The organism is Aneurinibacillus aneurinilyticus ATCC 12856, from assembly GCF_000466385.1.
Lineage (GTDB): Bacteria > Bacillota > Bacilli > Aneurinibacillales > Aneurinibacillaceae > Aneurinibacillus > Aneurinibacillus aneurinilyticus.
The window spans coordinates 1-15,262 of sequence record NZ_KE952722.1 but is presented as its reverse complement, the minus strand read 5'-3'; the positions used below and the strand labels follow the sequence as shown (position 1 = coordinate 15,262).

At 42.9% G+C, this 15,262-nt stretch carries 14 protein-coding genes and 1 pseudogene; all 15 read right to left on the bottom strand.

Annotation, left to right across the window (positions count from 1 at the left end; translation table 11 throughout):
- A pseudogene (locus tag HMPREF0083_RS05770) lies at nt 1–913 on the bottom strand (contractile injection system protein, VgrG/Pvc8 family); the annotation flags it as partial.
- 29 nt (nt 914–942) lie between these two features.
- Nucleotides 943–1,350 (bottom strand): DUF4280 domain-containing protein, encoded by a 408-nt coding sequence (locus tag HMPREF0083_RS05765; RefSeq protein ID WP_021620195.1) that lies wholly within the window; start codon nt 1,348–1,350, stop codon nt 943–945.
- Nucleotides 1,340–1,879 (bottom strand): hypothetical protein, encoded by a 540-nt coding sequence (locus HMPREF0083_RS28665; protein ID WP_021620194.1) that lies wholly within the window; start codon nt 1,877–1,879, stop codon nt 1,340–1,342. Before HMPREF0083_RS28665 ends, HMPREF0083_RS05765 begins: the two co-directional genes overlap by 11 nt.
- Nucleotides 1,880–1,906: 27 nt before the next feature.
- Nucleotides 1,907–3,040: a pentapeptide repeat-containing protein gene (locus tag HMPREF0083_RS05755; protein ID WP_021620193.1), complete on the bottom strand. Its 1,134-nt coding sequence runs from the start codon at nt 3,038–3,040 to the stop codon at nt 1,907–1,909.
- 21 nt (nt 3,041–3,061) lie between these two features.
- Nucleotides 3,062–4,486, bottom strand: coding sequence for a hypothetical protein (locus tag HMPREF0083_RS05750; RefSeq protein WP_021620192.1), 1,425 nt, complete (start codon nt 4,484–4,486; stop codon nt 3,062–3,064).
- A complete protein-coding gene (locus HMPREF0083_RS05745) occupies nt 4,483–5,118 on the bottom strand; it encodes a hypothetical protein (RefSeq protein WP_051354552.1) in 636 nt (211 codons plus the stop codon). The genes HMPREF0083_RS05750 and HMPREF0083_RS05745 overlap by 4 nt, the downstream gene beginning before the upstream one ends.
- 13 nt (nt 5,119–5,131) lie before the next feature.
- Complete coding sequence (locus tag HMPREF0083_RS05740; RefSeq protein WP_040301637.1) at nt 5,132–5,908, bottom strand: hypothetical protein; 777 nt, start codon at nt 5,906–5,908, stop codon at nt 5,132–5,134.
- Nucleotides 5,909–6,323: 415 nt separating this feature from the next.
- A complete protein-coding gene (locus HMPREF0083_RS05735; RefSeq protein WP_021620188.1) occupies nt 6,324–8,972 on the bottom strand; it encodes an Hsp70 family protein in 2,649 nt (882 codons plus the stop codon).
- Between the two features lie 24 nt (nt 8,973–8,996).
- A complete protein-coding gene (locus tag HMPREF0083_RS05730) occupies nt 8,997–9,686 on the bottom strand; it encodes a hypothetical protein (protein ID WP_021620187.1) in 690 nt (229 codons plus the stop codon).
- Nucleotides 9,683–10,957: a hypothetical protein gene (locus HMPREF0083_RS05725; RefSeq protein WP_021620186.1), complete on the bottom strand. Its 1,275-nt coding sequence runs from the start codon at nt 10,955–10,957 to the stop codon at nt 9,683–9,685. The genes HMPREF0083_RS05730 and HMPREF0083_RS05725 overlap by 4 nt, the downstream gene beginning before the upstream one ends.
- 5 nt (nt 10,958–10,962) lie before the next feature.
- Nucleotides 10,963–12,597: a PP2C family protein-serine/threonine phosphatase gene (locus HMPREF0083_RS05720; RefSeq protein WP_021620185.1), complete on the bottom strand. Its 1,635-nt coding sequence runs from the start codon at nt 12,595–12,597 to the stop codon at nt 10,963–10,965.
- 57 nt (nt 12,598–12,654) lie between these two features.
- Nucleotides 12,655–13,497, bottom strand: a complete 843-nt coding sequence (locus tag HMPREF0083_RS05715; protein ID WP_040301632.1) for a PP2C family protein-serine/threonine phosphatase — start codon at nt 13,495–13,497, stop codon at nt 12,655–12,657.
- 8 nt (nt 13,498–13,505) lie between these two features.
- Nucleotides 13,506–14,033, bottom strand: a complete 528-nt coding sequence (locus HMPREF0083_RS05710; RefSeq protein ID WP_040301631.1) for an FHA domain-containing protein — start codon at nt 14,031–14,033, stop codon at nt 13,506–13,508.
- A gap of 40 nt (nt 14,034–14,073) precedes the next feature.
- Entirely contained in the window at nt 14,074–14,652 is a 579-nt protein-coding gene (locus tag HMPREF0083_RS05705; RefSeq protein ID WP_245191316.1) for an FHA domain-containing protein, read from the bottom strand.
- Nucleotides 14,653–14,670: 18 nt separating this feature from the next.
- Nucleotides 14,671–15,126, bottom strand: coding sequence for a J domain-containing protein (locus HMPREF0083_RS29700; RefSeq protein ID WP_021620181.1), 456 nt, complete (start codon nt 15,124–15,126; stop codon nt 14,671–14,673).
- Nucleotides 15,127–15,262 lie beyond the last annotated feature (136 nt).

The window sequence follows — 15,262 nt, the reverse complement described above, 5'->3', positions numbered from 1 at the left end:
TATCTTTCGTGCGGTCGATTACTTTTCCTGTCAGAGAGGCTCCGGCCATCCGGCGATTCATCAGAAGGTTTTGCCGGATGCTTTTTTCCGTGGCAAGTATGTATTCATATGTCACACTTCCACTCTTCATCACAGCCGTAGAACGGGAGATGACCCATTCCTTGCCTTTGTAGGTCACCCTGTCTCCCAGATTGAAATAAGCCCCGGTCTCCACTTCATAGCAAAGAAAGTCATTTACAGCAAGCCCCGTCGCATAGCCGTTCTCTGTCGTCTCCATATAAAGAGGAAAGGCTTTTTTCACGCTATATTGATGCTCAAGCAATTCCCCTGACTTTCCGTCTCCCAGTCCAAACCAGAACTTTGGTGTGTCGGTTGTCGCTTCCGGGATGAGAACAGCCCCAAAGCGCGAGGCCATCCGCTTCAGAAATGCCCAGTCCGTTTCATCATATTGTATAATACACTTCTCCAGCTTGGAAGTCCGTGCAGCCATGTCGATATAGTCGCAACCGGGATAGTCCTTCAGGATGCTTTCAATCATTTCTGTGTAGCGCATCTCCTTGTTTTGAAACGATTTCCTTTTCCGCTTGTTATCTAATTTGCACGTATGGGACATCGCTTCCAATTCGATATAATAAATCCCTCTGACAACTTTGATTCCGATACGAGACACTAGTCCGCTGAACAGCGTTCGCACTACACTGCCGTTCTCCACTTCATTTACTTTCACTGTATCCGTACTGCTTGCCTTTTCGATGTAGACATCTTGTTGTTCTTCCGGGATGATCCCAGTGATATAAAGCCTGGCATGATCCTGTACCGTTTTTACAATGGTCATCTCACTCAGACTCTTTACCTCATAGGGCGATAGGAATTGAATATTGCCGTACCCTATCAGATGATCACTCGTTCCCACACAATCCCCCCCTCATCCTTCCTTCATATTTATTCCTGTCCATCCTCCTCAATACTGATCGTGCCTTTGTATATACAGTGGTTTGTGCATTTGCTCAGCAGGGCAGGGTGTTTCGCGATTAAAACATTTTGCTTCCCATTCAGCCACGGCATTGTCACAATGGGCGTGCACGGCATTTTTGTCAATTTGCCATTGTTGGCGGCAGTCGCCGCCGCCACCGCTGGATTTGCCATGCTACTGCACACGCCGAAAGGCATAATGTTAACATTCGGCTTATAATCCATAATGTTCATCTGTGCTTTACCTTTGCTGTATACACCGTGACTGAACGGAGTTTGCAGCTTGCTCTGGGCGCTTCCCTGACTGCATGATAATACAGCACCTGTCACTACATAGCTCTGTCCTTCTCCACTACCATCGAAAACTTTAACGCTCATACACACCCTCCTTTTCTACCTTTTTGAGCCGGATGCCTGTAAAGTTCCTGCGCAGTAAGCTTTCTGCTACATCCAGACTGATAAGGATGTAATCTTCCAGAATGCCGTCGATTCTAAAAATTTTATGAGAGATAGCTTTTTGTTCGTCAATGACCAGCCGTTTGATCGTTCCATCTTTATGGAACTCACTTTCATCAGACAGGCAGTTTATGCGAGGCGGTGCGATGAGCCAGTATACGTCCTGTCTCATTTGCTTTCGGTCGACAAGAACGACAGATTTGAAGTACATATGTGGGACGTATTTCTCGATGATTTGCTTACACTGATCGGACAGCAGAGGGATCGGCCTTTGGATAAAGTCGACATATTCGTTTGTGGTTTTTTCCTTGAGCGAAAACTGAAGAATCAGCTTGTCCATCTTGCGGAGCTGTTCTTCCTCCATCTGCTCCCTTGTAATGACCTGCGATACGCCAGTTGGCTCTATAGCATCAAAGATTCGTTCGTCCTGCGAAATAATAAAGTAATTCATTCTTCTTGCTCCTCTCCCGACAAAAGGTTACGGCTTCCAGATAATGCTTGCCCTTTGTTTATCGTCTAGATCGACTTTTAACATGTCTTCCCTGGAAAATACGGCGCGTTCAAGATTCGCGCCCTTAAAATTCGTAGCCGTAAGATTCGCGCCTATAAATATAGCACCTACAAGATTTGCATCTTCAAAATCTGCCCGCTCAAGGTCCGCTCCCTCGAAGCGTACCGGAACGAATCCGGGCATTTCCCAGGAAGCCGAATCGGGTAACCCTTGTGCCCCTTCAGCGTCATAAAATATCGCACCTTTGAGATCGTTATAGCTAAAGTCGGCTTCACAAATAAAGCTATGACTAAAGTTGGCTCCTTGCAGATGACAGTCGGTAAATTTGGTGCCAAGCAGAATGCATCCACGCAGATTGCTCCTGGATAGCTTGCTCTGCTTCATATGTGCATATCGCAGATCGATTTCCTCATAATTGCCGTGCGATAAGTCGAGATTTGCGAATACTTCGTACGCGTATTCATATTCTAGCTTTTCTTCCAACCATCCCTTTATTTCTTCCGCATCTTTCACGGTCACATCTTCTTTATGGATGATTTCACTAATATCGAGGTATTCTCCGACGCGAACTTCCAGTTCCTCTTCCTTATCAATCTCCATATATTCGGGCAATGCGATTGCCTGTGGCATCGCGTACCGTGCCAGGCTAACGACATACTGATTGTATTTATCAGCCAATCCTAGCTTTATTCTTTCAATATCAGGCTTTGTTATCGCTCCCATATAGGTTTTGCTTATTTGTTCGATCTCGTTTTCTAACACATCCAGATATTGAAAGGCCCATCCTGCGTTATATTCGGCCTGACATTCCTTCAGATCAAAAAACCAGGTACTATCCGAAGCATCGATTAAGTATATAGGCCGTCCTTCTATGATTTCTGTGCGCAGCATGGAGTACGTAATATGTCCGATGTTGCCTTTTTCTCCCCTCGATTGCATCGCTTTGATTTTCCGGCATATCTCCCTGAAAGATTGGACAAAGTCATGTACCAGCTCATCCTTATGGGTTTGAAAGTATTCCTCTAAAGCAAGCAGGCTTTCCAGGGTTTTAATCTGCACCTCATTTTCAGTGAAATGCTGTACTACATCCTCTTTAACCATTCCGTCTCCTCCTCTCCCTATCTAGTTTGTTTTCACTTCTTTTCCAATAATATTGGTGATACCGTTCATTTTGATGCTGCTTTCTTTACATGTTATATTGATTTCATCTTTGGCAGTTATGCTTATCTTCTTCTCGGCACTCATAGTGATGTCAGCCTGTGATATGATTTTGATATTCTTTTGGCTAAAAATTTGAATGCCATCTTTTTCATTTAGTTTGATAAAGATTTCCCCGTCTTTTCCGGTGATGACAATTTCCTCCGGGCTGAACATTAATTCTTTGCCGAATGCGGTTCTGAAATATTTGATGTCAGGGTTACCGAGCTTATTTTTCTCTTTGATCTCTGAATCCTTCCGTACCGATCCCATTGCAATCGCTTCTTCTTCTTTACGACTCGGAAAATAAATCCTCACATAGTCGTTCAGCTCAGGCATACAATACCAGCCGCTGTTGCCTTCCGCCGTATAGGCGGTTGAATAAGGAAACCACCACGCCTTTGCTATACTTTGCTCTTTGTCAATGTCAAGATGAACCTTGACATTATCCTTTTCTACAGCAATGACTTTTCCTTGTAGCGATATGCCTGTGATTTCCTGATGGTACATAGCGTTACGGCTCATTCCTTTTTTGGAGCACAGAATGTACCGGTGTTTCAGCAGACTGTTTTTCATTGCAGTATGCGCTTCACTTACAACAAGCGTTTTTCCTTTGAAATCGACCTCACTGCCAATGTCCAGCACTTTATCGGTCTCAGCTTCATAATAAATAAAGTCGTTTTCTTCTATACCTGCCATATCATTTTCCGAGGAACTACGGAAGTTCGATAATTCTTTTCTTATGCTGTAATGGAAGTCTTCCAGCCTACCACTATAGCCCCCTTCAGGTACACCGAAGTAGAATTTAGGCTTATCAAAGCTAGACGCGGGAACAAGTCCCGTATGAAAACGGGATGCCATCCGTTTCAGGAATTGCCAGTCCGTTTCCTGATACTGGATTGTAAACTTTTCGAGGTTGGCTCCGTTTGAAGCCATGTCCATGACATCAACACCAGGATAGCCGGATACTACTTCTTGCAGCAGGGCAGCGTAGGGCATGTCCTTCTGTTGAAAGGAGCGGCTTTTCCGCTTAATATCCAGCGTGTACGTATGGGAAACCGCTTCTACGTCTATGTAATAAATATCCCTGACCGCTTTTATTTCAATACATAATACGATTCCAGCGAAGAGAGGGGTACGATTCGCCTGTTCATCTATTTGGCTAATCTCGATTTTCGTCTGAACTTCCGTCATTTCCACGTAGCTATCCTTCAGCTCCTCGGATACGATACCTGTGAAGTGCAGCCTTGCGTGTTCATTCATTCTCTTCGTTATTTTCAGCTCTAGCAGGTTAGTCAGCTTATAGGGGGCTATTTGCAGATTGTTATAGGCAATAACGGAAAGACTCATATATCTATTTCCCCTTTCTCACCGAAGGTTATTTTTACCGAGCTCATGATTCCTCTGGCAACAGGCTTCCATTCTTTCATTTCTTCTTCTGTACAATTGAACGTACACAATAGAGCCTTCCCATCCAATTCCACGAAAAACACCAGAATATATACAGGTACATCCGAAGCCGGGACGATAAAATCGCAATACCCGATTCTTTGCCCTTCCATGTCCTTAACACCGTCTTCCAGCCATTGAGCCGTCGGCTGGCTATGCTTCAGAACTTGAACCATGTTGTCCTTAAAAGTATCTAAATCTGCATCATCCAGAGGGCTTTCCGTGTAATTAAAAGCGATATTAATCGAAGTGCTTTCATTCGTATAGATTAGACCCGGTCTTTTCTCAGAAGGGTATTTTAATGCTGCTATCTCAGAGGGCATAATACTAAACGTCTCTGGCAAAAGAATTCTCAACCGATCCTCAAACAAGCTTTTTTCTTCGAACGGGATGATTTCATCGTTTATCGTAATGGATAAATCCAGTAATCCGTTTTCATCTGCATCACTTTCCTTGGACTGCCGGGCTATCTCATCTTGTAATTCGTTCATTAATCCGATGATTTTCTCATCCATATATTCCATCAGACTCACCAGCCTTTCCTCATTAGTCCACGATGACCCGCTGGGGTCCGCCGTGTCTTGCTCCCGGCTTTACGCGATGCCCTCTCTTCACTTCTTCTACAATGCGCCCCAGGTATTTATGCATTTGTTCGTTGGAGTATTGTGTGTACGGGATTTCCAGCCTGTTGACTATGTAGTAAAGAATCAATTCCCTGTCTACAGCGGGCTGGTTCATGCACTGCATCGCAAACACGATGTCATAAGGGTTGGAGCAATTGTGCTTCAAGATGTCTGTTGCAAAATAGCGCAGAATATAAGGATGGAGCGTGCTTTTTTCCACCCCTGCGTATTGTGCATGAATAATATTTACCGTATTGTACTCCGTAGCAAGATCGGCGAAATCCTGATATTCCGAACGCAGTCTTGCCCCTTCCTTTAATTTGAACCGCCCCAGCTCGCATTCATCCCTTTTTACTTGCATATCCTGACTCAGGAGGATTTCCGTACCATACGATACGAAGTCGCTATGCTCAGCTTTTTCTGTAAACCGTACTTTAATGATGGCTTCTGCACCTGTGGCATGATAAGGAAGGCGATATTCGTCTTCAAGCATATACATCGTGCCGTTATGCTTTATCATTCCTGTCCCAATGGTAAGCTCATCTTCTCCTACCGCAATGTCAGCCCCCGCAATAATCCCGTCAGAATATTTCTTGAAACAAATATCAATAAAGCTTCTCGGATAATCTCTTAGATTCTCCAGCATTTCTTTTTTCAGGATTCGGCCTTTATTGAAATTCGGATACAGATTTGCAAACAACATTCCCCCTCCTTTCTTCACTGTGTGCTTTCAAGGGTGTTGATTATCTAGCATTATTCAGAGTGAATAGCTACACAACGAATCCCGAACGGTCGACGGGTTCGTCTCCCGCAGAAAAGCATATATAACTTGTTCCTTACTCTCTGAAAAATCAACACCCTTGGTATCCATAAGTGGATGGAAAATAACCTCGCGTACGGCGTGCGTCCCCTTTGTTTTTCCTGTGTGGAGCGTGTGGCGCAAAGGACGAAAATGACCAGCAATTGTCTCCCACACCGAGAGACCCAGATGTTTTGCTGGTCCGGCCTTTGTGCCACAAAGCGGCCGTGTGACTTCATTGCAGGAAAAAGACGAGGGAACACGCCTACACGTGTACCTTCTTCCTCCTTATGGATAATCAACAGGTGTGTATGATTTATTTCCATCCATCAAAATAATCCAGCTCAGACAGATCGTTCTCAAAGGCGAAAAATTGCTTCTTGCCTAAATACAATCGCTCACTTCGTCTTGCTACGGGGACGACATGAAAACCCCAGCTATCTTTATCAGCAAACACAAAAAACTTTACTTCCCCGTTTACGATAGAGTCCGTATCATCCTGAGGGATGTTCCTGCCGTACAGTTCGGCGATATGCTCGTATAGTACAGGCTTGTAGTTTTCGGCATAATTCATGTATACGTATTTGTAGCGTACATTTCCTTCGCTTTCCTTCAGGTAGAATTCCATCTCGGCAATGCCAATTGGCTTCGATATGAAGCCCCGGGTTTGACTCAATCTTTCCTGATTTCTAATGAGCGTTTTTTCCTGCTGATTGTGAGTAAAGGCAGTGACAGAGTAAGGAACGATAGGGGCATGATTCGTAATGTGCGCCTCGATGTCTCCCGCTTTTTGAGCGCTGAGATACCGCAAGGCCCCCCGCAGGCAGGCCAGCTTTAAATCGGGCACCTTTCCTGTATCCTCCGACTTCTGCCTGAATTCAATGCTTCTGCCCGGTACGAATTCCTTCAATGCCTCCTTGAAAACATCAATCCTGCACGACTGGCCTGTCAGCTTGATGATGGAATATTCCTGAAGCGTTCCTTGCTGGTAGAAATCCTCCAGAAACTTACGAACAATTTCGTAAATATCGGCCTTGATTAACTGATTGATCTCCTTGATGTTAAAAACGACATCCGGACATTCGTACACATCCCTGTAACGCTCATTTTCCCGCACAGATAAAAACCAGCGATCAACCGTTGTAATTTTCATATCATTTTCTTTTCGGTTTCCACTCTCGGCATAAAAACGGTTTCTGAGAATTCCGGTTTTACGGAAGAATTCTTTTTTCATATTTTCCGCAATGTCCCATAGAAAGTAGAAATTATTCTTTACTCGCTGGTACTCGTCCAGTGTCTTGTTCTCATATGCCTTAAACCGGGTAGGTATGACCTTTTCCGCCTCATGATAGCTTGCTTCGAAGGTCTCATATACAGAGCTGATCCCGAATTCGTCCACATGCCTGAAAATGTCCGTCCCGGGAATATCAATCAGGTTGTCGATGTCTATTGAGCTTCTGCCGTTGCGGTAGTAATCCGCAAATACAATTTTCATAAATTGCAGAATACGGTAGGTGATGTTGTTTCCTCCGAAGTTCGTGTCTCCGTTCTCATAGTTGGTATGAATGTCAATCTTATAGGATATATGCCCGTCTTCAATTCGGAACTGGCACGATGAGAGATCGGTTGTTCCTCCGCCGCAATCGATAACGAGCGCTTTATACGCTTCCCCGTCGATAAAGCTGCTTTTCTCTATCTGATTTGCGATCGTATTAAAAAGCACTGCCATTCCTTCATCCAGCGCATTCTCGGCTTCGATGCGATATTCGGGCAATATTTCGGTAAACATCTCCAGAAATTGTGTTTTTAATTTTACAGGACTGGAAATATGCAAGTTCTTGAATCTGCATTTGAATTGGTGCTCTGCCATCCCTATGACATACAGGAGATACGCCCGCAAAATCTCGCTTCTTTTCACCTGTGCAGTATTCCCCTGTACGTCTATCGCTTCCTCAGTTTTCGTATAATTGCTCACCCATCTTTTGATGCCATGAAATACGGTAGCGTGGCTGCTATATCCGTTCTTTTTCATATATTTCATCGCATCATAGCCGAAGGCGTAGGCTATATTGTCGGGATCGGAACAATCCGTTATGCTCACCACTGTCGGCAGAATCTCAATCCATTCTTCCTCCTTGGGAAAAGTGTCAGGAAATGCGACAAAATTAATGCTGTTTAACTGAATTCTGCCGTTCAGCAGATCATTGCTGCACGGTGAAGCTACGTATCCACTATCAAGATACGTGCCGGCTGTCGTATTCGACGTTCCGAAATCGATAGCCAGGACAGCCTCTGTCTCCTCCAAATCCTTAATCTCCAGATCAGCAACAGGCACCTTATAATAATGAAGGTTTGCAGGGGGGAGCGGCTTGTCCTCATAGTAGGCTCTGTATATGTATTCCGAATCCTGCTCCCGAAAAAACAGAAAGCTATAATTCCTGTTCCCCGTCCTTTTTATTTCTATTTCTTTTTCCATCGTCAAGTAGTATGTGCCGGATTTGTCTTTTATCAGGTTAAGAATCGCGCATAATTCAAGGGCATCGTTTACTAGCAACACATTGGATTCCGTGATGCCGCTTCCGACCTCCACACAATATTTATCCAGCTTATCTATCTTTAATCCGATATAAAGATTCATTTTAGCTGGAATCTTGATGTTCCCTTTATCTGAAAGCGGGGTATGTAAGTATTTTTCCAACGCCGATTCTACCCTCTCGAATCCTTCTTTTTTGAAGGTCTTTATGAGAAGGCTTTTCTCGGCGCTGCGAAATTTCAAGATGGTCTGGATAAGTTCCTCCCTATCAAGCGTATTGATTAATCCTTTGACCAGCTTCTCCCGATAGCATATATTTCTAAGCTGGAATGTTGTCATTTCAGAAAGCTCATCTCTTGTATACCTGACCGTATTGCTGGCTTCGTCCCACCCGGTTTTATGCAGGTGCAACCTGTATGAATATGTGCCCATGGCAGCAACCTCCCCTCCTATCCATTAGTAGAGTGCTATACTGTCTATTCGCATCGTTTCCTTGACATCGATAATACCGAAATGCTCCTTCCAGTAGACTTCCGTATGAAAGCGCACAGGAAGAAAAATTTCTTTAATACATTCCAGCTTTGCCTGCGCTGTTTTATTCGCTTTCTGGCCAATATATATCAACAGCTCATCTTTTTCTTCACAGTTTGCATAGATTACAGAGTGCTTGAATATTTTCCGCATCGTATCTTTTAATAAATAGACGGACTCTCCCGTTTCGTACAGCCGTAAAACATTACTGGCGATCACTTCTTTTTCTTCGCTGTCAAATACGTCTATCTTCTCTCTGACATCGCTTCCGAACATTCCGTTCTCAATATCACGCAGCGCAAACCTGATGTAATACTCCCGTTTGTTCATCCCCTGTATACGGTCGATATCCGCTAGAAAATGAACAACAATATCGAACAAGGCGTTTTTCAAATCCATATCCTCATGGTTATTAATGTCAAATAAGTCCCGAAAAATAGCATAAAATCTGTAGTATGGATTGATTTCTACGTTTTGCTCGACAACGCTAGTATTAATTGCTTCATGGCTTAATTCCATATAAGGAGAATATACTTTCGCGGCAGCAAAATAAATTTCTCCCTTGGTAAGCCCTGAACGTTCTGCCTTTATGAGTAAGTCCCAAATATAATTCAAGACAGCTCACCTTCACACTTGTATTCCGGAAAATACATCTGGATTTCAGATACGAGAAAGCTCAGTATGTCATGGCGAATAAAGCTATTGTCACTTGCCCGAAACCGCAGCTTCATCACTTTTTTATCCTTTTCGCTCCGTACATGATCGCTTATGAATGGATTCATATCATATGTTTCTGTAGCTTTCCCCTCTTGTTCCTTAATTTCTACATGCTCCAGCTCAAAATCTTGTGTTGCTTCAAATGAACACGCAATCCTGCTAATTTCGCCTTTTGCCCGGACGGTTATAGCCTGCTTCCTAATAAAAGCATCCATAAAGCTATTTTTTCGTTTATTCGATATGAGTTCGTATGCCAAATCAGCGCTTTTGCTGCTTACAGGCTGTGTAACCTTGAGCACATTCCATGAGCCTGATTTTTCCTGGGGCGAAACAACAATTAACTCTTCCGGTGTGCGTTTGATGTACTTGATCATCTCTTCTTCCCCATCTATCAGGTATCCATGTTCCACTCCCGGCTTTCGCAGCGAAAGAATATGCTCAAAATTCACCTTATCCATAGCAGGAATGGGAAAGCCCTGATTTTTCAGCTCTATTCTTGCTATGTTCCATAAAGGAACCATATTAAGCCGTTTGTATTCCTCGTATTCCTCAAGGTTAATTCTTATCTCCTGAATTTCTTCCTCTTCCTTCAGCGTTCCCTCGCAGCCAACCAGCACGGCATCAAAAAATTTATTAGCATACGGGTGATTCACCGTTCGCCACGGAATGCTGTTTTTTTGAAAGACATTGTACAATTTCTCGATTTCATCCATATATGTTTTGTTCTGTTGCAGGCTCACCTGAATACGGTACTGTCCTTCTGTCGTAATCATCTCTCCATGAAATGCTCGCTGACTGTTTATAAGCTCTTTGCTTTTCACAAAGTCACACTGCAAGAATAGCGTCAGCAAATGGACCTCTTCCTTAGCGCTTAACCTGGAGATAATATCCGTCATATTGCAGTTTTTTTTCTCTGCATCCCCGGGTATCATCGGGTATAGAAACTCATGTATGGGGTCAAGCTCGTCTCTGGAGCATACCGTGACATAAATATCAAGGTTTTCTGTTGTTCCTGTTATCTCATTAAAAACCTTTTCCTCCAGCTTCCTGTTCATTTCCTCCTGATAGTCCACCAGGTTCAAAAAAACGCTTGTCATTATGTTTTTTAGCAGCTTGCGTTGTTCCAAATCTTCTATCTTATTTAGCCTATCTGCTACAATGTCTTTCATGACCGCTACTTGCCCCCTTTCTCCGCCGCCTGATCCGCATTGCCGCTCGCTGCCGGTCCATTCGGCTGCGCCCCTGCATTAGCTTCCGCTCCCTCCTTCGGAATCGGATTTAGCTTTTCTTCTGCTTTCGTTATTTTTCGCTCCATACTTAACACCTTTTCAAGCATGCCGATCTCCTGATACACCTCTTGAGCTGTAGCGTACGATTCGATAGCTTTTTTAAAATCTTGTGAGGCGTAGCTTTTATCCCCCTTCTTTTCAAGCTTTTCGCCGTCCAGTTGCCTTTTCTCTTTCTCAATGGTTGACATCTTCTCTTCCGTCTCGTCCAGCTTCGCTTTTATTTCTTTTTCTCCGTCCGTAAATGAAGCTGCAATTGCTGCTTTTCTGGCTTTCTCGTATGTACTTTTTGCTCCTGCATAATCCTGCTTTTCGAACTTTAAGTCCCCTTCCTTCATCCAGTTGGAGATTTGAATGAGGGACTTGCTTGTGTTTACTTTTCCATCCACTTCCTTTACGTTGAAGTCCTTCCTTCCTTGTACCTCCTTTTGGGCTTTTTCGTATTTGCTTAATGCCTTTGCATAATCACCATCTTTAAAGGCAGTATCCCCATCCACAATTAACTGTGTAATGCGATACTTCTTGCCTATTAGCTTCATATGTACAGCGTCTTTAATTCGTACAGCCGCATTTCTGGCCTCGCTATATTCTTTTAATGCCTTTGGATAATCCCCGTCCTGTATGAATGCATCTCCATTCTTTTCCTGCTCTATCATGCTTGCAACGCTTTCCGCTGTTTTAGCGGCTGTCCGAACTTTATATACAATGGCTCCGCCGCCGATTAATGCAAAGATGACCAGAGCCACTACAATTCTCTTTATTATTCTTATTTTTTTCTTTGGATCTTCCTTGTACGTTTTGTTCACGAAAATCGTAGCTGCCGTATAATTGTTTACTATCGGCCTTTGTTTACTCAGAAGAACATCCTCCAGCGTGTCGACGGCGTCTTCCGGCTCTTTAGCCTCCCGGATCGTATCCAGCATCTCTACGCTATTGACTCCCTCTGATAAACCGGGGGTCCCAAGTACCATGACATCCCCATCTGTGAGTTGATATTTTTTAGATACAATAGGCTTGAAATCATACGGTTTACCCAGATAGTTCAGCAGGTTATTTCTTTCTTCATGCTCTTCAATCTGGCTTTCAGGTATTTCCTCTTCATCCGCCATAAGCTGGGCAAGGCTTTGATCTTTGCTTTTGAAGTTTAATCTTCCATTTCTAAAGTGGTATAGCTTGGCGTTACCCGCAACTGCCCAGATCATTTTCGTATAATTCGTCACGACTAATGCCAGACTAGCTTTGAGCCTTACACGATGGCTTTCCTCCTGTAATAGCTTATGGGCTTCCTGCATATATTTTTTTATCTTCATTCTGGACATGGTAGGATTATTTATGAAATTGCCCAGTATGCTTCGTACCGCCATTTCGGCACTTTCCACTTCCCTATCCGAGTCCAGACCGTGAGCTACCACCCAGCAGGCTATATCATCAAGTTCTATAAATGCAAAATAGTCTTTATTGTTTATGAATGTACCTGCTTCGGATAGGAAAGCTGTTTTGAACTCGCTGTTGTCTTTTCTCATTCGTACCTCTTGCTCCTTCTCTTCTCCAAAGCTTTATTTACACACAAAAATGTCCTACTAGCCGTTTTCTAGTACGATGATTGTAGCGTTATCCTGATTTTTTAACCTTTTATCATTAACAGCTTCAATAATTTCCTGGGCGGCATCATAAGGAGAAGTATTTTTAGAAAGGATTTTCTCTAATTCTATTTCTGTCACACTGTTGTAGACTCCATCACTGCAAAGGATAACCCTGTCTCCTTTATTCAATGCAATAGGTGTCTTGCAAATCTCTATATTCTTAAAGCCCTCGTATCCCAAATAATTAATGAGTCTATTTTTCATCGGATTATCCAAGGCTTCATATTTCGTAATTTCTCCTGCAAGATAACGCTCTTCCAGTACCGACTCTAAAATATGCTTATGGTTAATATTGATAAACTCACCATCTCTAAAGATCATGATCAAGCTATCTCCCACTGCTCCCCAGTACAGGTAACCATCAGATATGACAGCAACAACCAATGTTGTTCCGCCATTCGCCCCTTTCAAGCTTCTTATTATTTCTGCATTGCTCAAACGGGAAGCCTCCGTAAAAAAATGCGGAATGTCGTTTATATGATTCAGCTCCAAAAATTTCTGTATAAATACATCCACAGCGAGCGTACTCGCCATTCTTCCATTCGCAAGTCCGCTAATCCCATCGGCCAATACGGCTATCGTTCCATGCGAGGTTGTTGCCGTCGAGAAATAGTCATCCTGCTCATCCCGTCTGCCTATTGTTTGCCCATTGCCAATCCGAATGCCTGAGCTTTCTTCTTCCTTCCCCAGAAGTTTCCTTATATAAATTAAAAAAAGAAAAATGACAATAAAAACGATTGCGATTAAATAAGGCATCCATTCCAGCTCTCGTTCCCCCATTGTGACCATCATTCCCTATCTGTATTGTTTTCCCATTCAAAATGGGCTCCGCATAGAGGGATGAATATGAATTTACTCCTGCCCAGCTGTATGACATCATATGCGGTTAGCTCTGTAGGCGAATATACAGCTTCATTATTATGGTAGGCGAGCCCTGACGCATCTCCTGGCAGTAAATAAAAATTCCGTTTTTTCGGATCGTAGACAATAACAGCATGATTCCGTCTTGAGATTGTATTGTCTCCAATAATCCGTATGTGCATTTCTTCTGCTCTTCCGATAAAATTCTTCTCTGCCATAATTCTGTAATCCTGACCAATTTGCGGCCCTTCTATACATACAAGCCACCCTGTTACAGGCTCAATTCCTTCTACTTCCCCCAAATATGGCATTGTTTTCTCATCTTCGCCTATTGCCACCGCTCTTCGGTTCTCATTTTTCAAGCCGGAATCTACTATAACGTTGCAATAAGGACATGTATTGCCGTGCTTTCTTGTACTGAACATATGTCCATTTGCGCATCTTGCCAAACTCATACCGTTCATTCCTCCATTTGCTTCATATCAAGGTGCATTCTCATGTACACAATATTTTTGTATTCGCTATGTATATAACATCTCCCGTACCGATTCTGTATGGCTCCTGAGCCTCCAGCCTACTCTTCGCGCTTTTATATGCCTGCTTTATGCCGGTTCCATTTTTGGAGTCGATGTCCTCGATGTACCAGTTGCCATCAGCATAATTCAATACGGCATGCTGCTTGCTAATAAGCGATGCATATTCAGCATCTGAAAGATCGATGTCAACCTCACTATGTTTTGAGCTTTTACCAATTAGCAAGGATGTTTCCCCTTGTATATACCACTCCTTTATCCCTGCTCCCTTTTCATCCAGAAGAATGAGTTTCGTAATTCCAGCTTCCGTTTCTATGTCATCTGTTGTAATCCAATATTTCCCTATTACATATCCCACCGTGGCGATTGCAATAAAAAAGCCAAATCCGATTTTTAAATTGCTGTTTGTATTTAACCAATACACATATATAAGTGCAGTAACCGCTACTATTATCAGTAAAATATCGATCATTTTTATCCTAAAAAATCGTTCATCATCAGCTAAATTGTTTATGTAGCGTTTAAAAAAACGGTTCCTCACACCCATTCCCCCGTTTAATCATTTACCTTGTGATCTTTTTTTTGTTCGAAAATAGCTTTCAAATAAATCTGTCGTATCCATAGGATTTTTACTTTTATCTTTTTCCCGGTTTGCCATTTCCTTTGTTTTTGGATTAAAGCCAAAAAAACGCTCAAAGTTTTTCTCCATATTCCGCATATCAAATCCTTGATAGGATTCCTGAGCACTGTGGGTTCGGGTATTTGTATCTGCTTGATTTTTTGCTCCACTTGCCGCTTCCCCTGTGTTATTCATCTGGGCATCATATTTTTTTCTTAACGATTCATCAGACAATGTACGATAGGCTTCACTGATGTCCTTGAAAATTCTTTCCGACTCGCTGCTTCCAGCATTCACATCAGGGTGATATTTCTTCGCTAATTTCCTGTATACTTTTTTGATTTCTTCCTGTGAAGCGCCTTTTTCGACTCCTAGTATTGCATAATAATTTTTCATATTTTTATCTCCGCTACTTTCATAAACGGTATAAATTTTTAAGGGACGTTACGTCCCTTAAAAATTCCTGCCCGAAAAATTTAGACGCCATAGCCGCCTTCGATTTTTGCCAGCTCTGTTTTATCCTTCTTCTGTT